Consider the following 20,854-nt stretch of genomic DNA (forward strand, 5'->3'; position numbering starts at 1 on the left):
GCAGTCATGGCATTAACAAGAGATCAGATTGCGATGCGCGTGGCGCAGGAATTTCAGGACGGTAACTATGTCAACCTGGGGATTGGTATCCCAACGCTGGCCGCGAACTATGTGCCAGACGGTATCAGCGTTATGCTGCAGTCAGAAAATGGCTTACTGGGCATGGGCCGTTACCCTACTGAGGAAGAAGTCGACGCGGACATGATCAATGCGGGTAAAGAGACCGTGACGGCCATTACCGGCGCTTCTATCTTCAGCTCAGCAGAAAGCTTTGCCATGATCCGTGGCGGGCACGTGGACTTTACCGTTCTCGGAGCATTTGAAGTAGATGTAAATGGTAATATCGCCTCGTGGATGATCCCAGGCAAACTTATTAAAGGCATGGGTGGCGCAATGGACCTGGTAGCCGGCGCGAAAAACATTATTGTCACCATGACCCACGCCGACAAGCACGGTAACTCCAAGTTATTGCGGGAATGTACCCTGCCGCTGACCGGTGTTAACTGTATTACCCGTATCATCACCGACTTAGCAGTACTTGAAGTTAAAGACGGCGCGTTTTACCTGCGCGAGAGAGCGCCTGGTGTATCGGTAGATGAGATCAAAGAAAAAACCGCCGGTAAGCTGGTGGTAGAGGGTGATGTGCCGGAAATGGCCTTCGCCTGATTGCAATTCACTTAAGCGCTTACAAAGGGGGACAACCGTACAAAACGGCTTGTCCCTTTTCTTTTTGGCTTGTGACTTTACTCAGGTACGTAATCAGGGATAATAGGCGCGGATCTAAACCGGAGCGAAGCAACCTTGTTAATTACTGACTTACCTGTACATCATACCCTTATCAGCCGCATAGAAGATAAAGGCTTTACCGAACTCACCGAAGTTCAGGAAAAAACCATTCTGCCGGCCCTGCTGGGTAAGGATATTATTGCCTCCTCCAAAACAGGCTCAGGTAAGACGCTGGCGTTTTTAATTCCCGCTGTGCATCGCTTGCTAACCCAAAAAGCGTTAAGCCGACAAGATCCCCGTATTCTTATTCTCGCCCCTACCCGCGAACTGGCCAAACAGGTGTTTGGTGAAGCAAAGTGGCTATGCCAGAAGAAAAATCTGGCAACAGCTTTAATCGTGGGCGGCGATAACTATAACGATCAAACCAAGGCATTGCGCCGCAACCCGCATATTATTGTGGGTACACCGGGCCGGGTAGCCGATCATTTAGAAGATAAAAGCTTCTTTATTAATGGCCTGGAAATGCTGATTTTCGATGAAGCCGACCGCATGCTCGATTTAGGGTTTGCCCAGGCGCTTAATATGATTAACGGTAAGGCCGATCACCGTAAACGCCAGACTATGCTGTTCTCGGCCACCATGGATCACGTTGAGCTAAACCACGTGCTGGATTCATTACTTAAGGCTCCGGTACGGGTGGCCGTTGGCAGTGCCACGGCAGAACATACCGATATCAGCCAGACGCTGTATTTTGCCGAGAGCATTGAGCACAAAGATGCCCTGCTCTGCGATCAGTTAACCAACAACAGTTATAACCAGGCGATTGTATTTACCGCCACGCGGGATGATGCAGAGCGCCTCAGCACCATGCTGGGTGAAAGCTTACCTACCCGCACTTCTCAGCCACTCAGAGGCGATTACGCCCAGTCAAAACGCTCGTTGGTGATGAATGAGTTTGCCCGTGGTCAGTTTGATATTCTAGTCACCACCGACGTGGCCTCCCGAGGGCTTGATTTGTCTAAAGTAGGTCTGGTCATTAACTATGACATGCCCAAACATCCTGAGGAATATATCCACCGGATCGGCCGTACCGGCCGGGCGGGTAATCAGGGCGCAGCAGTATCTTTTGTTGGTAAACGCGACTGGCAAAGTTTCTCAGCGTTAAAACAGCAACTCGCCTATCCGCTGGAGCCCCAGCAGCACGAGAGTCTGCCATCTAAGTTCAGCGGTATTAAACCTAAACCGGCCAAACCGAAAAAAGCAGCGATAAAGCATAAATCGACAGAGGGCAAATCGGAACAGCCGGTCAAAAAAACCCAGCGGGTAAGGACCATGACCGGTGAGGATATTGGCCATATGCCAATGCGTAAAAAAGCCACTCCGCCTCCCCAGGACGAGGAAGAATAAAGGCTACCAGAATAGGTAGCTTTAGTTTGGAGGCGCTTCTGTAAGCGCCTTTTCTTTTAATAGTGACACTGCAGACGACAACACGTTATCATCACCACTGGTTATATCCGGCTTAAGGTATATGTCGGGTAGCACCCCCTTTAATGCCTCACTACCACTTATTCTGGTTATTTTCCCTTTTGCAACTTTTACAGTGATGCCAGTTTCAGGCAATTGAAAGCTGAATTGTGAAGTATACAAGCTCGGCAAATCAGCGGTTTCTTCCCCGGCAATCACGGCCCAGCCATAATCCTGTATTTGTGCTGCAGTAACTGCTGATTGAGAGTGAGTCTGACGGTTAATTAATACTATTACCTGCCCCTTAAATCGTTGTTCTACAGGCTGAGGTTCATAAAGGCCGAAATCGTACTCATATATGCTACCACTCGGATGCTCCATTACTTGCTGCCAATATGGCTGAGTAATATCACGATGCTTTTGTGTGTCATCTTTTAGCAAGCGACTGGTTTTTAACTGAAACTTGCTTGACCATTTGAATGGTTTGTCAGCAATAAACGACACGAGATAGTTACTGAATGAATCATTACCGCCGGCATTGTTTCTGAGATCGACAATAAGCGATTTTATACGCCGCTGATTAATTTGTTTAAACCCATTACGTATAAATTCCTCAAATTCAATTTCATCACCCGAAAAATTGCCAGGATTTAAATAGGCAATATCGCCATAAAAAGAAAGCTTTCTGGTCGCATTGAGCACTTCTTCCCGCTGCATTTCAAAACCATGTATCACAGGCGTAGCATTTACAACCAGTGTTTGTTCATTACTGTCCTGATCCATTACCGTAACCGAAAACGTTTTCTCTTCACCATATACCTGCCAGTAATAACGAGGGAAAGAAAGGGCTTCCAGTTTGGTTTGTTTAAAATAGTGACGTTCCGCAGAAATCAAAGGATAAATGCTATCCAGCACTTCATCTAATGACTTTCCATTAATAGCAAGCAATTCATCACCAGCTTTAATCTCACCTTTTTCTGAATAGTTATGGGTAATTAGTGCTCGATGAATATCGAAGGTTATTTCGAAAGGGAATACAGTTCCCCCCGCTTGAGCATAAGCAATATAAACCTCGGCCGGAAAGTCTATTTCTGTATGACCGTTGCGGATAATAGCGGCTAATTGCTGATACAGACTGGTAACTTCAAGCAAAGTCCAACGCTTTTTAAGATCAACAAGTTGCCTTAACTGTTGATATTTCGCTTCGTATTGTGCCTGACTAACATAAGCAAATGCGTTGTAATGTGTCTTTGTCAGCGATTGATAAAGAAATGATAAATCGTTCGATACTTGCTTTTGGCTAAATTCAGTTTGTTTATATGTTGCCTCCTGGGCAGAGACATTATTGGCGATGGCAAGAACCAGGGCGAAACTGGTGTAGATAATGGTACGAACTAATTTATAAGTCATCCAACAAACTCGGATTGTCCTAAACCTTCACCAGAATATACAAAAAAGCCATCGTTACCGTTGCGCTATTATGTAACAAAATTAAACAAAAAAGCCGCTAGAAAGCGGCTTTTTTCTGAATCGGGCTTAGTATTCCCACCAGCACTCCTGCCACCAGGCAAGAAACTCTTCAAAGTCGATATACCCATCGTGGTTTTCATCGATAAGTTTAAAGCCTTCTTCTACGTGGCTGACTTTGGTTTTAGGTGAAATTACCGTTAATAACTCAATAAATTCCTGCAGGTCGATCTGACCGTTACCATCACGGTCAAAGAAGCTAAAATCTTTTTGAATCGCTTCTACTTTTTCGGGTGTTAATTCAGTAGACACTGTCTGATTCCCTGTCGGTTTCCGGTGAGATTGAGTGTAACCCCAGCTCTACCGAATGTCTACGACTTAACTTGTTTTTGCGCCTGCAAAGCACGTAACCGCTGCTCCTCTGCCTTGGCCTTGCGACGGGCTTCCATAGCATCACGAGCTTCAGTACCAACGTGTTCTTCATTGCGCTCACGGGCCAGATTAATTTGCTTCTCACGTTCACGGAATCGTTCAACCTGTTCGTCGCTATGAGTACCAAAACAATGTGGGCAGCTTACGCCGCTTTCGTATTTATCGCTTTGCTTATCGGCTTCAGTAATCGGCAAACGGCAAGCATAGCACTGGTCGTAGGCACTCTTTTCCAGGTCGTGATTCACCGCTACACGATTATCGAAGACAAAGCAGTCGCCTTCCCACATGGTCTCTTCTTTTGGCACATCCTCGAGGTACTGCAGAATACCGCCCTCAAGGTGATAAACTTCTTCAAAGCCCTGCTCTTTTAGATACGCAGTGGACTTTTCGCAGCGGATGCCACCGGTGCAGAACATGGCGACCTTTTTATTTTTCGCCGGGTCGAGATTTTCCTTCACGTAATCCGGAAATTCACGAAAGGTTTTAGTATTCGGATTCACCGCATTTTTGAAAGTACCAATTTCGATTTCATAATCGTTACGGGTATCAATGAGTACCACATCAGGATCGCTGATTAACGCATTCCACTCTGCGGGTTTCACGTAAGTCCCAACGGTACGACGCGGATCAATACCTTCCACACCCATGGTAACAATTTCTTTTTTCAGTTTTACTTTCGTCCGGTAAAACGGCTGGGTGTCGTGGAATGAAATTTTGTAGGAGATCGGGTTAAAGCGTTCATCGCTGTTTAACCAGGCCAGCAGGTTATCTATGCCTTGCTGCGTACCGGAAACGGTGCCGTTTATGCCCTCTGCAGCCAATAACAGGGTGCCTTTAATTTGATTCGCTTCCATTACATCGGTAAGCGGCTGGCGGATAGCTTTATAATCTTCAAGCGCGACAAATTTGTATAGCGCGCATACAACATACTGACTCATATTTTTTAACCTTTGCGAGTTGGAACGTAAAACCAGAGCAAAAATGCGCGCGGAATATAGCAAAAAAATCGGCAGGCGAAAACCCGACGGAGGTATTTAACGGCGTTTAAACTGCGATAGCCTGGGAGGCTGGAATGGTATCGGCCAGTAAGGTAGCGTCTGGCTCTCTGATTTGCGACGCTTTTTCACTTACCCAGGCAAGTTGCGTGCGATAAGGGCAATTTTGTTTTACTTCAGGTTCCAGGCGCTTGCTGTTGTTATGGAAACTTAACGGATCCGGGCTGATGGCCTGCCACAGACGGATGTGCTCATTGCTGAATGACTGACTCAAACCTGCCTGCCACTTTAAATAGCTGTCTACGTGTTCGGATGTCGATGCCATCGGGCTGCGTCGGTAATGGTTTAGTCTGGCGGGAAAATCCGGATCCTCAACCTGCTCTGGGGCTGACGACCACCTGACAGGCTCATCCCCCCGGGCTTCACTGATTGCCAGATATAACGAAAACAACGCAGCACTGCCACCTACCGCCTTGTTGAGCGGAAGTGACGAAGTGACATTCTGAACATCAAAAGATGTTTGGGTAATGGTATCTGGTTGCAAAATCATTCATAGGTATTAACGACTTACTAGCTTAATCGGCATATACCCATTATCCTTTAGTATATTATCGAACAGTTTCGCGTTTAATGGGAGCGGCCTTTGGGAGTGCCCTATCAGGACGTTAATATTCTGATTGTAGAAGATCAGCGTCCCTTCCTTATTCTGTTAAAAGGATTATTAACCAACCTCGGCGCCAAGGATGTCATGACGGCAACCAGTGCCGACCAGGCGATTCGCTTTTGCCGCAATCACAGAGTCGATATTATTGTTTGTGACCTGCATCTTGGCACCAATAAGAAAAACGGCTTTGAGCTTTATCAGGAGCTGCAATATCGCAAGATGGTATCCGCCGGCGCGGTATTTCTGCTGATTAGCGCCGATGCCACGCGCCCAATCGTGCTGGGCTCATTAGAGCACAAGCCCGATGATTATCTGCTAAAGCCCTTCTCCCAGGCGCAGTTAAAAAGCCGGCTGAATAAATCCTGGCAACGTAAACAGTATTTTTTAAACGTACTGCAGGCAATGAGCAAACAGGAATACACGGCGGCAATTGAGGCGCTCGATAAACTAAAGGATATGCCTGCTCCCTATCAGCGCATGGCTTTGGAGATCCGTCTGGAGATCCTGTGGCATGAAAACCAGTACGAGAAAGCGCTGACCCTGTTAAACAGTCATTCAGACCAGTTACCCACGCAGTGGGCGCAACTGGCCCTGGGCAAAACTTATCTGGCCATGCGCAAATTTAGTGATGCCATTCAGTGCGCCAATAAGGTACTGGCGCTTAACCAGTTTGATCCGGAAGCGCTGGATATCCTTGCGCAGGCAAAATCCGCCTCCCAACACCCAGAAGAAGCGCTGGAAGATATTCGCCGGGCGATTAAAAACTCACCGTATTCACTGCAACGTCAGATCCTGGCCAGTCGTATCGCCAGGGACAATAATGACTATGAGTTACTCACTGAAGCCACTAAAGCAACCTGGCAATTATCCAAAAACACCATTTTTAAACAGGTTAATTACTGGTGTAATCATATATCCAGTCTGCTGGATGCTGCAGAAGCGGCAGACAGTAAAACGCAACGCCACCGGTTTCAGCAAGAAGCGCTATTGCAGTTGCAGCGAGCAGGCCATGACGAAGCCCTGACCCGGCTGGAAGAGCCGTTCAGCCTGGATATATTCGATCAGATCATGCACGCCCGGGTAGATGCCATCGACGGCAAACTCATTAACGCCAAACGATCGCTTATGGACAGTCAGATGGCTATTGAGAAACAGTTTGAGTTATACCCTGCCTCACTGGCGCCCTCAAGTATGCAATTAATGGTCGACCTCGGCGAATTTGAAGAGGTAAACCAACTGCTGCAAACCCTTGCCAGCCAGAATACCGAACTGGACGATAGCAGCCGTATGCTGGTGCGGTCGATGTCCAAACAGGTGAAGGAAAGCGAGCAGCAATATGCCCATATAAACCGCCGCGGTATCCAGCTTTATCAGCAGGAAAAATATGCCGAGGCGAAAGCCGCCTTTAACAGCGCACTGGAACTTTCTCCGGTAAATGCGGGAATTGCGCTAAACTTATTACAATGCCTTATTAAGCTGATGGGTAACGATGGAAAAGATGACGGCGCGATGATCAAAGAGGCACGTCAGGTGTATAAGATACTGAACCATGCGCCCATGCGGGAGCAACACCAAAGCAAGTTTGATGGTTTAAGGGATGAATTGCTGCGCTTAGGCATTGCTACCCTGTAGCCACAGTATTTAAAGCTCCTCACAAAGGATAAGATGTCATGCAAAAACACTGTTTATTGGTTACTGCCGTTCTGGTTGGCTCAGGTTGGTTGTCGGGTTGTGCGAGTCAGTCTAACCTGTGTGAAGATATCCTTGAGGTCAAAGCTCAGGCTCAGCAATGCGAAGTATTACAGAAAGCCATCAGAAACCCCAAAAATCCGCAGATGGCGCTTACCGCCCGGCAAAGATATGAAAATGAGTGTGTTAATTTTCGTTATTATCGGGATGATTACGACACTATTTGTAAGGGCGGCGAACAACCTATCGGTCAGCCCGCCCCAAAACCGGTAAACAAGGATAACTAACGGGCTCCACGGCCCAATGCAGCCATTACCGAGCCACCAATCACCATCACCGCCCCCAACACAGCCAGCGCACCTAACGGTGGCTGTTCAAAGCTGCTGGGATAAAAATACTCAGCCACGGCAACCGAGATAAAGGTAAACACAGGCGCGGTGGCAATTACTGCACTTACCCGCGAGGCATACCATACCCGCATAGCTTCGGTGAAAGCCCCATAAGCCACAAAGGTATTTAAACAACAAAACAACAGCGCCCAGCCTTGCACCGCATTCATTTCGGTAATGGCCTGCAGATGTGTAAACGGCAGCAGCATCATGCTGCCAATGATGTAAATGATCAGCGTGAGTTGCATGGCCGACATGGTTTTCATCAGAGACTTCTGACACAACGCGTACCCGGCCCAGGTCACTGCGGCGATAATAACAAACAAAACACCCAGAGTATCTTCGGTTTCTGAAGCAATAATCTGCGGTAGGCGTTGATTGAAAAACAAACCAAGTCCGAGCAGCAAGGACGACGCGCCCCACAGCTGCAAGCGACTGAATTTTTCTTTGTACAACACGATACCACCAATCATCAGAGCAAATGGTGCCACCTGCATGAAAACCTGCACACTGCCAGGACTCAGGTATTTAAGCCCGAGCACGTTAAAGACATAATTGATCACCAGCATCAGCGTGCAGGCGATGGCCAGAATAATAACGGCTTTAGGGTAGCGTAAAAAGTTAGGAATGTGGCGACGATAAAACAACCAACCGCCCACCAGGATGGCAGCTGCTACGAACCGATAAAGGGTGATGGTCTGACTGTCCATAACCTGCAGGCAGATCTTAAGAAACAGGGGTAAAATTCCCCACAGCACTGCGGTAACCAAAGACAAACAAAAGCCATAGAGCGGCCGGTAACTACTTTCCAACTAATCATTACTCATGAGGTATTCAAAGTCCTCAATCATATCGTCAATCTTACTGATTAGCTTTCTTTTTTGTTTTTTATCCAGGGTATAGAACAATTCTTCAGCCATTTTGGCATAGATTCGGGTGTTGTCGTTTCGCAACTTCATAAAAGCTTCACTGCGAAATTTATCGGGATGGGTCATCAGCGCAACAAAGTCTTGTTTAAACGTTGGATTAGCCGCGCGATTGTCGATCATTTCCCTGGCTGCCTGCTGAAAATCCTGACGATAAGTCAACCACAATGCCCGGGTACTGGTAAACTGTGACGCATAACCTTTAACGATGGCTTTCTGACTGGCATTAAGGCGACCGATGAACTCGCTTACGCCCTCTTCCATATCGTCCAGTCGCTCTTCGGCCTGCTCTTGAGGTGACAACTCCTTAAACTCTTCCAGCGACTCGCGAATGTCATCGTTCTCTTCTTGAAGTTCCTCAAACAGCGAACTCACCTGTTCGTCGGTTAACTTAGCAGCCATGTCTGCCAGTTCCGGGCTAACATGATCCCGAAGTCGCTCCCAGTGTTGACGACTGTCGAGCAGATGCCCCTCAATTTGTGCAGCACTGAGTTCTTCGCTGTCTAAGTCTGCTTTCAGGCTTTTAAGATGTTCGATGTACTTCCCAAGCTCTTCGCTACGATGCCAGCTTTGCCAGTCGGCAAAATATTCATCAAACAGTGCTTCCTGATTATCCGATAGTGATACGTAATCATCGATATACCAATGAATTAACCAATCCAGATTATTGTAGGTAAACTTTGTCGAACATCCGCCTAGAAAAATGATGATCGCAATCAACAAACCTTTTTTCATTGTCACTTCCTGTCAATTTACACTTGGCACGCGTGGCTATACCTGACAATCTATCAATACGTGCTGATGGCTGTTCCCGATCGCCGGGCTTTGTATTTCAGCCCTCTGCCACCAATCTGACTGTGATTTTACGTGGTATAACAACATAATACTCATACTTGGACTGCATAAGCGATGACAAATTCACACTGCGTTATTGGTGTATTTGTATCAAATTGTAAAGGAACGCTTTATGACCAATAAAAGAATTGCGGTACTGACCTCCGGCGGCGATGCGCCGGGGATGAACGCCTGTATTCGGGCGGTTGTAGTAGCCAGTGAAGGCGCAGGACATACTGTGATTGGCTTTGAGCACGGCTTTAATGGGCTGCTGGCCGCTAACTGGCGTAAGCTCGACAGTAAAAAGGTGCACAATATTATTCAACGCGGCGGTACCATTTTGCGCAGTGCTCGCTGCAAGGAATTCAAACAGGACGTCTCAGCCAAACTGGCCGCTAAACATCTGGATGAGCTTGCCATAGATGCCCTGCTGGTGATCGGTGGTGACGGTTCTTTTCATGGCGCTAAGCACCTGAGTAACTTCTGGGACGGACAGGTTATTGGCCTGCCCGGCACCATAGATAATGACATTTATGGCACCGACGCTACCATCGGGTATTACACTGCCATCGAAACGGCCATGGACTCGATTGATAAGGTCAGGGATACCGCCGATGCCTTTGAACGTATTTTTCTGGTTGAGGTAATGGGCCGTCATGCCGGATTTCTGGGGGCCAGTGCCGCGCTCTCCGGAGCGGCAAACTACGTGATATTACCCGAACTGTTCACCGATAAAGAAACTACGCTCAAGGATATTCATCAGCAACTCTCTATTCACCGCCAGCGCTATGGGCATGAGAGTTTTATTATTGTACTAACCGAAAACCTGTGGCCTGAGGGTATTGCCGAATTAGGCGTGCAACTGGAAGAACTGACTGGCGGTGAAGTCCGTCCGGTAATCCTAGGCCATATTCAGCGAGGCGGCTCACCGGTGAGTCAGGACCGAATGCTGGCAACCTTACTGGGTGTAAACGCGGTACGCTGTGTGGAGCAGAATAAAACCGGCATTATGGTTGGTATGCAAAATAACAAGCCGGTAGAAATTGAGCTGAGCCAAACCTGGGAAAATCGTAAGGAGCTTGGCGACACTCTGACACAAACCATGGTAACCATGCTCAATGAACGCCATAACTGGGGTATGACAACCTGAGTAAGACGCCTATTTTCTAAAAAAGGTGGCTTTGCGTTCCCAATTTAAGGGCGCTCTATTGAAATCGAACAAAGAACAAATTTTGCGCCCTAATTCAGTGTTGTCATCGTCACTGGCATTTCGCAGTATGAGGAACGACACGCCATGGATGGCGTGGCTGGGATGAATCACAGGGACGTCCGTTGCGATGGGGCCTATTCTGTAGGCGACTCCGACAACAACCCTTAAACATCTATATTTGCTAGCTTAAACCTCTACTGTGGGAAAGTAATAAAGCCACATACCAACTAGAAAAAAACACTATGATTCGATTTTCTCATGATTTTCCTCTTATGGAACAAGTTACATTTTTTCCATAAAAAGTGCCGTAATTCTCAGGCCTTACCCAAAGTCTTAATAAATTAAAAACTTATACTAACCATAAAGCACCAAGATCCACTATATTTATATCTAACATCAATATTGTATTCATCTTAACCATTATCGAATAACATAGAGGTTATTATATTTTTCGTTTCCCTAACTTTTTTGGTAACAGTATGACGTACTACCTCAAAACTACTGAACTCCTCAGCGATTTTCTCCTCAATAGTGTTGACGATACTATCATAAAATTCTTTTTCATCTTGACTTGGAAGTAGAGTGTAGTAATAAGAGCGAGCATTGAACATTTCAAACAATTGCCGCTTTTTAAAATCACCAAGAGTCCCCTTCTGTGAATGAGAGTCCTGTGATAGACAAATAGTTGGTACACCCATCCGTAATGCATTAACACAAACATGATATGTATCAGTGATTACAAATTGAGAATTTAAAATTAAAGATAGATTGGAATTAAATTCATTATCAGCATTACGCTTATTTAAATTTAACCAATGGCTTGTTTCGACGCCTTTCAGGTCTGTTTGCTTCTCAAGTAACTTAATTAAATATTTTGTTGAATTAAACCCAGACCGATGGAAAAAGTAGGTAAATGTCTTAGTTGAATTTTTACGCCTCTCAGTGTCATTAATAAAAAAAGCACAGTCAACACCTTTAAACAAAGACTGACTAGGATTTTTGTCGCTTTTAGCTTTCGAAACAATATATTTATTTAGATTTTCAAATGAGTAATGATCACGAGGTGCTACTATATAAAAGTTATGTAATATTTTTAAAACAACTTCCTCATAGTCTTCATTCTCTATAGAAAAGTCATGCTGGAAATTGTTCCCAATTGAAACCAGTTTAGGCCCAGTGCTTATATCAGGACAGAAAAGCTTCTTCCATCTTCTATATCCCTCAGTTTGCGTTGCTACTCTTCCTGCACAAAAATCTCGATAAGCAAAATCAAACTTCCCATATAAAGGGTTGTTCAAAAAATCCCCCCAATACACAACGTAATCATAATCCCGGATGAGATCAGAAATATTATCTAGTCTTTTAAAGTTAAGCTTTCCAAATCTATATTTTTCAGGATATAAAAACCGATTTGGAATTATCTTTGCGAGCTTTCCTGCACCTTTTATCTGCGTTTGAGCTAAAAAAAAGTCAAAGTCACAATGTAAACTTGAAAAAAAATCTAATCCACCTAAGTCAACACTGTACATACCACTATTTCTTGGATTAAATGCACAAATTACTGCTATTTTTTTCAATATTAGAGTCCTTTGTAAGTAGATGAACATGGATGACACACAGTGAAAACAACATGGTAACCCAAACCGTTCAATGTAAAATTGTATTTTCTTAAACTTACCATTTCTCTGAAGGCCAAAACTGTACAACAGCAAAGCTGTTATGACATACCACAAATTGGCAAATTAATACTTAAGATGAGACCAATAGACTTACATTTAAAATCTAAATACAATCTTTTTCAAAAAAAGAACCTTGGACATAAAACGGACTAGATGTAGTTTTAACGACCACCTGCCAGATTCCATGCTTCAGGGCTTAAAAAAAGAATGACGGCGCTTAATGCGCCGTCTTGTATTAGTCTGTAATTGGTTTAGCTTACATTTTCATGGCCGCTTTCACCTTATCACGGTGACTACGACTCACTTTTAGCTCGGTATCGTTATTAAGGATCAGGTGATACTCACCGCTAATATGACTCACCAGTTTTTTCACATAACGAATGTTAGCGATAGCTGAGCGGTGAACACGCACAAACAATTGCGGGTTTAATTCCTGCTCAAGTTCTTTCATGGTTTTACGCATAATATGCATACCATCCAGGGCGTGGACGCACATGTAATCACCGGCTGCATCAATCCACTGAATATCAGATACATTTACCCGGGTAACTTCTGAGCCGTCTTTAATCGCCAGGACATCCGGGTAAGGATTCGTTTCTACGGCCTCACCACTGGCAAGCTTACGTAAAATTTCTTCGCAATCGTCACCGGTTAATTCCGCCACAAGATTAACCAGCTTTCTGGACTGCTCATCCTGATTCTGGGTGGCAAAGTATTCGCGAACTTTCTTAATAGCGGCACTCAAACGCTCGTCATCGGCCGGTTTAAGCAGGTAATCGAGGGCGTGGACATCAAAAGCCTTTATGGCGTAGCTGTCGTAGGCGGTAACAAAGATAATCATCGGGATGGGCTGTTTGAGCTCTTTGAGCTTGTTGATTACCTGAAAACCATTTAATCCGGGCATTTGAATATCGAGAAAAACCAGATCCGGACGATGCTGAGAAATCATACTGACTGCGTCCAGACCATTCTGACATTCAGCAACCACTTCTACATCATCGAACTTTTCCAGGCGTAAGCGTAAGCCACTACGGGCCAGAGGCTCATCGTCGACGATAAGAGTTTTAATTTTTTGCTGACTCATTTAAATATCCTTTACATCATAAGGAATACGAACACTAACGCGTACTCCCTGCGGCTGATTATGTTCAACCGTAAAAGCAAAATTCCGATTATACAAAGCGTGCAGGCGTTCTTTTATATTAGGCAGACCCACACCGCCGGTGCGGCTTAACTGACCATCCAGAATATCTGCCCCCGGGCCGTTATCGGCTACATCAAGAAGCAGATCGTTACCAAATCTGCGTGCATCAATGGTGAGCTTGCCTGCATGTTCAAGCTTAGAGATAGCATGCTTGATGGCATTTTCAACGATTGGTTGCAGTATCATACTTGGAACCATAGCGTTTTCGCAATCTTCTTCGATATTCCAGACCACTTCCAGACGTTCGCCAAAACGTACTTTTTCGATTTCTAAATATAACCGTAATGCTTTGATTTCCTGACCTAATGCCACTTTTTTAATGGGATCGTTATCCAGCGAGTAACGCAGGAAGTCGCTCAGTCTTGATACCATGGCCTCGGCGGTATCATTGTTCTTCATCAGGATCAGCGTCGAAATGGCGTTAAGCGTATTAAACAGGAAATGTGGATTAAGCTGATAGCGCAGCATCTTAAGATGCGCCTGGTGAGCCATGGTACTCGCCTTTAAGGCATTTTGCTTTTCGCGCTGCAGCATCTCAAAGTTTTTGATACCAAAATACAAGCCGCTCCAACAACCGATCATGATCATTGAATCAATGGTATTAGTAAAATACATATACCAGGCATCGGGCCTGAAGCCGTGTTTATAGATTTCCCAGTAGTTAACGTTTTTGACTACCGCCCATAACAGTGCAACGGCATAAGACGCGGCCAGCACGGTAAGCAGCAATTTAACCGGCCCCTGATTGCGCGCCCAGCGATACACGTAGCGCAGCGGGATAGTTAAAATCCAGCCGGCGTAGGAATTGAGGATAATAATGAACAGGAAAATGGGACGAACTTCATGCAAAAACGACCCAATGTAATAAACCACGGCGAATCCCGCCCACCCTGCGGTATGCAATACCCAGAATAAACGTTCGTTGTTTTCAAATAGTCGCTGCCACTTCAGCACAAAGGTACCAGATTGTTTTATCATCTACTGCATTATACGTGTATTTATGAGGGTGAATAATGACTTAGTCGTAATTGATTTACGATTTATCGCACTATTGTCATACCTGAGGGTAACAGGCAATGTGGACGGTACAGTCTTTGCGCACTAATTGCCACATTGCCGGAAGATTAATAACTAATATTTAACCGTTTCAGCCAGCAGCCCCATACCCAGGCTGGGCCAATCAACAGAAAACGTAAATCGGTGAAAAACGACGGCCGCTTACCTTCAATAGCATGGCCAATAAACTGTAAAATCCACATGATAACAAATACCCCGACACTCACCTGCCAGACCGGCACCGTCGATTGGGCGACTTGTTCAATAATCAGAAAGCAGGCAATGGTTAGCAGTGTCATGGCGGCACCAATCGGCCCAGACAGCAGAAAGTAGTAATAGAGTACCGGGATAGCGAGTATATGCGCAAAGTTAATCCCGTATTGTTCAATAAAACCAGGCACTGGTATAGACCAGACCAACCCGATTACTGAAAAGTAGATGGCCGGCACCGCCAGGTTATGAATCATCTTATTGGTTGGATTCATGTGGCTTTCTGAATATTCGTTAAACAGCCGTTCAATGTCACGCATACAAATTGTCCCCGTTTCCTGTCTGATACGGAATGAGGCAAGTAATTGTTTTATGGTCGCCCTCTTTCCGCCGCTGGTACAACCAGCGTAGCTTCTATCCTAAAGCTCAACAATAAAACGATCCAACAATTTTTTAACAATTTCTGCATCTGCGGCAAATTGAACGCCATAAAACACTCTGGTTTGCGTGGTACTGCTGTTTTTAATGATCCCTTTAATCACGTTTTCTTTGTCTTCAGCAATTTTAAGTTGAATGGTTTTACCGTTTTCCAGAATGGGGAATTCCGGGCTCGATTCGAGTACGCACCGGCATCCCTGAAATGACACATCCACAATCATACAGTCGGTGCTTAAGGTTTGCTTATCATCGCTGGCACTCACCCGGGCCTGGATCCCCGGTGTCCAGCGTTTATGTTTGCGCAGTGCAAGGGTCTGTAGCGATTCAGGCATAGCCACAAAAAGGATGGGTACCGGATGCGTAATGACTTTGATTACGTGGGAACGAAAAGCAATCACCTTGCCTTCATCGCCTTCCAGCACGTAACGTAAAACCACTTCATTGTCAGGCACCAGCACGTCACGCAGATAACCCCAACGGGACTCACTGGGAACCTGAAACAACAGGCAATTAGGTACATCAGCGCCAATATAGCTGGTTTTTACCCGCTTGGGAGCGGTGGGCGTGGAGATTTGTAAATCCACCACACTGCCGGGCATAAGCGACTGTAAGCTATTGATATCAGCACTACTAAGCAGCATCTTTTTTTGTTTGGGCATCATTTAAAACTGAATCGCAATCACTATAGCTATATAATCATATTTTCAGTATTTCACAACTATTCATGTCCATCCTGGCTAAATCAGGATGCAAGAAGAGGTATCTCCCATGGCGCCACAATCGCCCGTCCTTCAGTATTCGTTATCGGTAAACTCAGTCAGCCAGCATTTGTTTGATGTCACCTTATCCATTCCGGCTATTGATAGTGAACACCTCAAGTTGAGCCTGCCGGGTTGGATCCCGGGCAGTTATATGGTGCGCGACTTCTCTCGCAACATCGTTAATTTTTCTGCCACCAACAGCAAAGGACAACCCATTGAAGTTACCCTGCTGGATAAACAACAGTGGCAGTTAACCACTGGCGGCGAGGCGGCAGAAGTAACGTATCAGGTGTATGCCTTCGATCTGTCAGTACGTAGCGCCTATATCAACGATGAGTATGCCTTTTGTAACGGCACCAGTGTTTTTGTTAGCGTTTCAGGCTTTGAGCACCTGCCCTGCGAACTGGTAATTAAGAGCCCGGCCAACAAGCCCGACTGGCAAATAGAAACCACGCTACCTCACCTTGAGGATAACCGCTTTATCAGTGCCGACTATGATGAACTCATCGACCACCCAATATTTATTGGTGAATGCACCAGTGCCGACTTTGAGGTGGATGGCGTAACCTTTACTCTGATGTTCAGTGGCACCACAGAGTACGACATGCCTCGCCTGTGTGCCGATCTCGAAAAAGTCTGCCAGCATCATTTATCATTGTTTGGTAAGCCCTACCCGGTTAAACATTATTTGTTTATGACGTTGATTGCCAATGAAGGCTATGGTGGCCTGGAGCATCGTAGCTCTACTGCGCTGTTATTCCCCCGCTTTGAACTACCACTGGCCGGTGAACCTGAAGAACTCAGCGACAGCTACGTTAACTTTATCAGTCTGTGTAGCCACGAGTTATTCCACACCTGGCACGTTAAGCGTATTAAACCCGATGTGATGGTGGTGCCGGACCTCAGTCAGGAAACCTACACCGACCAGCTGTGGATTTACGAAGGCTTCACCAGTTTTTATGACGATGTCACCCTGGCCCGCGTTGGCGTTATCCCGCCGGAACGCTACTTTAAAATTGTCGCGCAAAACCTCACACGGCTGTACAAAAATGCCGGGCGCTTTAAGCAAAGCATTGCCGAGTCGAGCTTTTATGCCTGGAATAAGTTTTATAAACAGGACGCCGGTTCCATTAACCACATTGTCAGTTATTACAACAAAGGCGGCATCGTTGCACTGGGGCTGGATATTCTGCTCCGTGAGCGCAGCAACAGCCAATACAATCTGGACGATCTGATGCGGTTACTGTGGGCACAATACGGTGATGAAAGCGGCACACCCGCCAACGTGATAGAACAACTTTGCCGTGATGAGCTTAACGTAAACATAAAAGATTATCTCGATGCTGTGGTGTATGGCACAGAAGACGTGGCGATGGATAGCCTGCTCGAACATATTGGCGTCAGCCAGAGCGTACAGACTCCGCTTTCCTTACAAGATAAGGGTGGCGATGAGGCGGCTGGTAAAGTATCGCCCCGCTATGATTTTGGTGCGGTGACCAAAGATGCCGATACCGGTTTACTTATTCAGGCGGTATTGGAAGACTCAGCGGCATGTCAGGCTGGTTTGCAGATAAATGATAAACTTATTGCAGTAGACAGCTACGTGGTGAATTCAAAATTATTGCAGCGGCTGCTTACCGTACCTAATGACAAGCCTCTGGCACTGAGTGTAATCAGGGATGGCCGCTTGCTCAACCTGACTCTGCCGTTACTCCCCGCTCAGGCGCAAAACTGTGTGCTGAAAATTACCGATGAAGAAAAAGCAGTAGCGTGGTTAGGGCGGCAGTAACCGCCCTTTCTGTCATTACTGACGAGGCGGAACCAGCAACGCCGGATCGAGGCGTTCACTAAACCAGTTGATGCGCCAGTCAAGGTGGGGCCCGGTTGCCCTGCCCGTGGCGCCAATCTCACCAATTTTCTGGCCTTGTTCCACCAGGTCACCGGGCTTAACCGTGAGCTTGCTCAAATGCAAGAAGGTTGAGTTAACCCCAAGGCCATGGTCGATAATAATGGTGCCGCCGGAGTAATATAAATCCGGGTGCGCCAGAGTAACCTTGCCACCGGCCGGCGCAATCACCTGGGTACCGGTTGGCGCGCCAACATCTACGCCATAATGCGGACGCTTGGGCACACCGTTAAATACGCGCTGACTACCGTAAACACCTGTAATTGGCCCCTCGGCTGGCCAGATAAAGTCCACCGCAAAATCTGTTCGCTCACTACTGGTTTTGCGCGCTTTGGCAACCCGCCAGTTATCATCCTTTATGCGCTCCAGCACACTTTTAGGCGGCGTAACCATGGCTTGCGGTACGCCTTCAATGCGTTGTGTGGGATATTCACGGGCGGTCAGGGTGATCTCGCGGGTTTGTACTTCTCCCTCGGGAGTTTGCCAGCGCAGCGCCTGAGTGAGTTTGGCATCACGGCCAAAGCCCACCACAAAATTACCGTCTGGTAGTACTTTTACCGGCTCATCGTTCAGCCACATCTCACTACCGGGCATAAGTTCGCCGCGCAATAAACTGCCCTGGGTTAACTCACCGCGCAGTTCAAGTGCCTGTAACGCACTGCTAATGCATAACAAGCCAAGCAGTAAGCTTTTAAGCTTAATCACTTACCATGGCTCCTTTGCCAACCCCTTCGTAAGCCATCACGCAGCAGCTATCATCTGGCAGGCGCTGTTTTTGCTGGGTGTAAATGAATTGCGCAAGGCACTCTACGGTTGAATCAGTATCAATGATTTCGCAAATTGATTCAGGCAACACAATTTCAAAATAGCCCTGGGCCGCCTCATAGGCAAAACACACATGAGCATCGTAGTTTGCTAAGCGATGCTGGCATTGCAGCGCATCGGCGCTAATCTGATCTTCCCGGGAAGCAATATAAATGTCTTCCCAACGCTTGGCCCAATAAGCTTCGCTTTCAAGATCCTCACTACCGTTGGTGATAATATCAACCCGCGAGCGATGGCCATGTGCGATCCGCTGACAGTTGCCATCGTGCTTTTTTAGCCCATGGGTATAGTGATAAAACGGTGTGTTAATGACTTCCGTGCGTAGCTTAATGGTAAGGTTGTCCACGTTATCCGGCAAATGGGTGGCAATCACCTCGCGCAGATATTCACTTACCGAGTCCATGGTGATCGTCGGCGCATAAATAAACGCGTAGGCTTCCGCCGGGCAATACATCTGAATGGCCTGCTCATCGGGCAGGTCAAAGCGAACTTCTACTTGTTCTGAGTCTTCATCACGGCGGATATGTGCCTGTTCGCTTTCTGCCGGTACCAGCAGTTTATGGTCGATATAACCGTCGATCAGGCGTTTCAGGTTCTTTTTCACCACGCCAAAATCCTGGATCATACTTTCTTCATTCAAGGTGCCATCCAGCAGCACATCCACAATCCAGCTCTCGCCAACCATGCCACGCTCAGGGCATAGGTAAGAGAAGTCCATGACGGTGAGGTCGTTTACAAATAATTGCATTGTATCTCGTTTAATCTTTAACAGGTTGGCGGCTCGCAGACTGCGAGACGCCCAATAATCCACTTAGTATACCAGCGATAGTAAAGTGACTGTACCACTAGCTAGCTTAGCTGTTGCGTTTTAACTGGTCTTTTAAGTTAGGCGGGATCCCTTTTATCGTCAGCGTATCGGAATCCGGGTGATAGATAATACGGTCACCCAGTAATTTACGGTCAAAACTCAGCGACACGCCGCCGCCCTGACCACTGAACTTCGCCAGTTGTCGAATTGCTGCCGGGTCTGGCTGGACTTCAGGCTCAATGGGTGTTTCCAGCCCCTGGGTAAACTGGGCAAAGTCCCGCTGGTTATCTTCATCACGGGGTAACTTTTCGGCCAGTTCGCTAATTCTAATGCTGTCTCCACTGTCTATCTGCTGTTTAAAGTAGTTGGAGACTTCGGTGCGATGCGCGGTTTTCTCTTCGGCATCCAGTCCCTCACTGGCCAGATAGTTTTCTACCGAGCTTATGAGCTGTTTATTTTGCTGTTTTACATCGACCTTTTCCTCGCAGCCAACAAACTGCATAAAAAAGTCAGAAACCTTGCGCCCCATGCGCCCTTTTATAAAACTCACGTAGCGCTGTTGTTCCGGCTGAATGCGGTACTGGGTTAAATCAATCCGCACCGCCAGCTGCATTTTAGCCAGATCCAGATGCTCACGGCTGTTTAGTTCCAGCTGTTGGTTTATCTCCACGTGGGCCTTGGTGTTCAGCAACGTAACCAGTAGATACTGAGTGGCCAGATATTCATAATGTACAAACAGCACAAACCCGGTTTCTACCTGACCGGTATCAACCAGCGATTTCAGCAGCAGATCACCGGCGGTTTTGGTAAAAGGCACAAATACTGAGTCGCTGTCTGCAGGCGACGCTTCATGGTGGGCCGTGTAGCCGTTTAACGATTCAGCAAAGCTGGCATCTTCTTGTTCTGTTTCAATAAAATGTCCTACCCCTTTGCCTGGTTTACTCACAAAGGTGTGATGTAATTGCTGGCCCAGTTGTTCCAGCGCCGGCGTTACCGGCAGGCAGCCTTCGCGGGGGATCAATTGCATTTTACCTTCGTTATTAACGATAAGCTGATGCACGACAAAATGATGAATCAATATACTCATGAATTACCAGTGTCCAATTCGTTGATGAATGATGCAGTTTTTTGAATGAATGATTGTTATCAGATGCACAACGATTATAATCGC

At 46.5% G+C, this 20,854-nt stretch carries 20 protein-coding genes; 6 read left to right on the plus strand and 14 right to left on the minus strand.

All coding sequences use genetic code 11. The features are described 5' to 3' along the window. Positions 1 to 6 precede the first annotated feature (6 nt). A complete protein-coding gene (locus D9T21_RS19520) occupies positions 7 to 666 on the plus strand; it encodes a CoA transferase subunit B (protein ID WP_123326870.1) in 660 nt (219 codons plus the stop codon). 135 nt (positions 667 to 801) lie between these two features. Then, on the plus strand, positions 802 to 2,133 hold the full coding sequence (locus tag D9T21_RS19525; RefSeq protein WP_123326871.1) for a DEAD/DEAH box helicase: 1,332 nt from the start codon (positions 802 to 804) through the stop codon (positions 2,131 to 2,133). A 21-nt stretch (positions 2,134 to 2,154) separates the two neighbouring features. Here D9T21_RS19525 and D9T21_RS19530 read toward each other — a convergent pair whose 3' ends face one another. The 4 genes from D9T21_RS19530 to D9T21_RS19545 all read right to left on the minus strand — a co-directional run bounded on the left by D9T21_RS19530 (position 2,155) and on the right by D9T21_RS19545 (position 5,634). Beyond that, positions 2,155 to 3,600, minus strand: a complete 1,446-nt coding sequence (locus tag D9T21_RS19530; RefSeq protein ID WP_123326872.1) for a S41 family peptidase — start codon at positions 3,598 to 3,600, stop codon at positions 2,155 to 2,157. A 126-nt stretch (positions 3,601 to 3,726) separates the two neighbouring features. Next, positions 3,727 to 3,969, minus strand: a complete 243-nt coding sequence (locus tag D9T21_RS19535; RefSeq protein ID WP_105935198.1) for an EF-hand domain-containing protein — start codon at positions 3,967 to 3,969, stop codon at positions 3,727 to 3,729. Between the two features lie 59 nt (positions 3,970 to 4,028). Then, entirely contained in the window at positions 4,029 to 5,027 is a 999-nt protein-coding gene (trhO, locus tag D9T21_RS19540) for an oxygen-dependent tRNA uridine(34) hydroxylase TrhO (RefSeq protein WP_123326873.1), read from the minus strand. Positions 5,028 to 5,133: 106 nt separating this feature from the next. Then, entirely contained in the window at positions 5,134 to 5,634 is a 501-nt protein-coding gene (locus D9T21_RS19545; protein WP_123326874.1) for a VC2046/SO_2500 family protein, read from the minus strand. Positions 5,635 to 5,733: 99 nt separating this feature from the next. Here D9T21_RS19545 and D9T21_RS19550 point away from each other — a divergent pair, with 99 nt between their 5' ends. Together D9T21_RS19550 and D9T21_RS19555 are read left to right on the plus strand one after the other, a co-directional pair. Then, positions 5,734 to 7,380, plus strand: a complete 1,647-nt coding sequence (locus D9T21_RS19550; protein ID WP_241155770.1) for a response regulator — start codon at positions 5,734 to 5,736, stop codon at positions 7,378 to 7,380. A gap of 38 nt (positions 7,381 to 7,418) precedes the next feature. Continuing rightward, a complete protein-coding gene (locus D9T21_RS19555) occupies positions 7,419 to 7,724 on the plus strand; it encodes a hypothetical protein (RefSeq protein ID WP_123326876.1) in 306 nt (101 codons plus the stop codon). On the opposite strand, the gene D9T21_RS19560 is transcribed toward D9T21_RS19555, so the two are convergent. Both D9T21_RS19560 and D9T21_RS19565 read right to left on the minus strand, forming a co-directional pair. Next, positions 7,721 to 8,638, minus strand: coding sequence for a DMT family transporter (locus tag D9T21_RS19560; protein WP_241155766.1), 918 nt, complete (start codon positions 8,636 to 8,638; stop codon positions 7,721 to 7,723). The genes D9T21_RS19555 and D9T21_RS19560 overlap by 4 nt on opposite strands. Next, positions 8,639 to 9,487: a DUF6279 family lipoprotein gene (locus tag D9T21_RS19565; protein WP_123326877.1), complete on the minus strand. Its 849-nt coding sequence runs from the start codon at positions 9,485 to 9,487 to the stop codon at positions 8,639 to 8,641. Positions 9,488 to 9,719: 232 nt separating this feature from the next. Between D9T21_RS19565 and D9T21_RS19570 the strand changes: the two genes are divergently transcribed. Further along, positions 9,720 to 10,736 (plus strand): ATP-dependent 6-phosphofructokinase, encoded by a 1,017-nt coding sequence (locus tag D9T21_RS19570; RefSeq protein WP_105935192.1) that lies wholly within the window; start codon positions 9,720 to 9,722, stop codon positions 10,734 to 10,736. Positions 10,737 to 11,209: 473 nt separating this feature from the next. Here D9T21_RS19570 and D9T21_RS19575 read toward each other — a convergent pair whose 3' ends face one another. From D9T21_RS19575 to D9T21_RS19595, 5 genes are all read right to left on the minus strand, one after another. Then, positions 11,210 to 12,373: a polysaccharide pyruvyl transferase family protein gene (locus D9T21_RS19575; protein WP_164464769.1), complete on the minus strand. Its 1,164-nt coding sequence runs from the start codon at positions 12,371 to 12,373 to the stop codon at positions 11,210 to 11,212. Between the two features lie 358 nt (positions 12,374 to 12,731). Next, positions 12,732 to 13,559, minus strand: a complete 828-nt coding sequence (locus D9T21_RS19580; protein ID WP_123326879.1) for a LytR/AlgR family response regulator transcription factor — start codon at positions 13,557 to 13,559, stop codon at positions 12,732 to 12,734. Further along, positions 13,560 to 14,657 (minus strand): sensor histidine kinase, encoded by a 1,098-nt coding sequence (locus D9T21_RS19585; protein WP_377908208.1) that lies wholly within the window; start codon positions 14,655 to 14,657, stop codon positions 13,560 to 13,562. Between the two features lie 146 nt (positions 14,658 to 14,803). Beyond that, positions 14,804 to 15,265: an Mpo1 family 2-hydroxy fatty acid dioxygenase gene (locus tag D9T21_RS19590; protein WP_123326880.1), complete on the minus strand. Its 462-nt coding sequence runs from the start codon at positions 15,263 to 15,265 to the stop codon at positions 14,804 to 14,806. A 99-nt stretch (positions 15,266 to 15,364) separates the two neighbouring features. Then, positions 15,365 to 16,042 carry a flagellar brake domain-containing protein gene (locus D9T21_RS19595; RefSeq protein ID WP_164464770.1) on the minus strand — a complete coding sequence of 226 codons (678 nt, stop codon included), beginning with the start codon at positions 16,040 to 16,042 and terminating at the stop codon, positions 15,365 to 15,367. Between the two features lie 109 nt (positions 16,043 to 16,151). Here D9T21_RS19595 and D9T21_RS19600 point away from each other — a divergent pair, with 109 nt between their 5' ends. Then, positions 16,152 to 17,933 (plus strand): M61 family metallopeptidase, encoded by a 1,782-nt coding sequence (locus D9T21_RS19600; protein ID WP_123326882.1) that lies wholly within the window; start codon positions 16,152 to 16,154, stop codon positions 17,931 to 17,933. 15 nt (positions 17,934 to 17,948) lie between these two features. Here the strand turns inward: D9T21_RS19600 and D9T21_RS19605 are convergent, their stop codons facing one another. The 3 genes from D9T21_RS19605 to yejK all read right to left on the minus strand — a co-directional run bounded on the left by D9T21_RS19605 (position 17,949) and on the right by yejK (position 20,770). Then, complete coding sequence (locus D9T21_RS19605; RefSeq protein ID WP_241155771.1) at positions 17,949 to 18,752, minus strand: M23 family metallopeptidase; 804 nt, start codon at positions 18,750 to 18,752, stop codon at positions 17,949 to 17,951. Then, on the minus strand, positions 18,748 to 19,623 hold the full coding sequence (locus tag D9T21_RS19610; RefSeq protein ID WP_123326978.1) for a 6-carboxytetrahydropterin synthase: 876 nt from the start codon (positions 19,621 to 19,623) through the stop codon (positions 18,748 to 18,750). The genes D9T21_RS19605 and D9T21_RS19610 overlap by 5 nt, the downstream gene beginning before the upstream one ends. 106 nt (positions 19,624 to 19,729) lie before the next feature. Then, entirely contained in the window at positions 19,730 to 20,770 is a 1,041-nt protein-coding gene (yejK, locus tag D9T21_RS19615; protein ID WP_123326883.1) for a nucleoid-associated protein YejK, read from the minus strand. Positions 20,771 to 20,854 lie beyond the last annotated feature (84 nt).

This window comes from Marisediminitalea oceani (genome assembly GCF_003731635.1).
GTDB classification, from domain to species: domain Bacteria; phylum Pseudomonadota; class Gammaproteobacteria; order Enterobacterales; family Alteromonadaceae; genus Alteromonas; species Alteromonas oceani.

Coding starts and splice junctions, on each gene's coding strand:
- yejK (WP_123326883.1), bottom strand. CDS start 20,770: ATGAGTATATTGATTCATCATTTTGTCGTGCATCAGCTTATCGTTAAT.
- trhO (WP_123326873.1), bottom strand. CDS start 5,027: ATGAGTCAGTATGTTGTATGCGCGCTATACAAATTTGTCGCGCTTGAA.
- D9T21_RS19555 (WP_123326876.1), top strand. CDS start 7,419: ATGCAAAAACACTGTTTATTGGTTACTGCCGTTCTGGTTGGCTCAGGT.
- D9T21_RS19580 (WP_123326879.1), bottom strand. CDS start 13,559: ATGAGTCAGCAAAAAATTAAAACTCTTATCGTCGACGATGAGCCTCTG.
- D9T21_RS19610 (WP_123326978.1), bottom strand. CDS start 19,623: ATGCAATTATTTGTAAACGACCTCACCGTCATGGACTTCTCTTACCTA.
- D9T21_RS19590 (WP_123326880.1), bottom strand. CDS start 15,265: ATGCGTGACATTGAACGGCTGTTTAACGAATATTCAGAAAGCCACATG.
- D9T21_RS19600 (WP_123326882.1), top strand. CDS start 16,152: ATGGCGCCACAATCGCCCGTCCTTCAGTATTCGTTATCGGTAAACTCA.
- D9T21_RS19520 (WP_123326870.1), top strand. CDS start 7: ATGGCATTAACAAGAGATCAGATTGCGATGCGCGTGGCGCAGGAATTT.
- D9T21_RS19530 (WP_123326872.1), bottom strand. CDS start 3,600: ATGACTTATAAATTAGTTCGTACCATTATCTACACCAGTTTCGCCCTG.
- D9T21_RS19565 (WP_123326877.1), bottom strand. CDS start 9,487: ATGAAAAAAGGTTTGTTGATTGCGATCATCATTTTTCTAGGCGGATGT.
- D9T21_RS19585 (WP_377908208.1), bottom strand. CDS start 14,657: ATGATAAAACAATCTGGTACCTTTGTGCTGAAGTGGCAGCGACTATTT.
- D9T21_RS19595 (WP_164464770.1), bottom strand. CDS start 16,042: ATGCCCAAACAAAAAAAGATGCTGCTTAGTAGTGCTGATATCAATAGC.
- D9T21_RS19570 (WP_105935192.1), top strand. CDS start 9,720: ATGACCAATAAAAGAATTGCGGTACTGACCTCCGGCGGCGATGCGCCG.
- D9T21_RS19545 (WP_123326874.1), bottom strand. CDS start 5,634: ATGATTTTGCAACCAGATACCATTACCCAAACATCTTTTGATGTTCAG.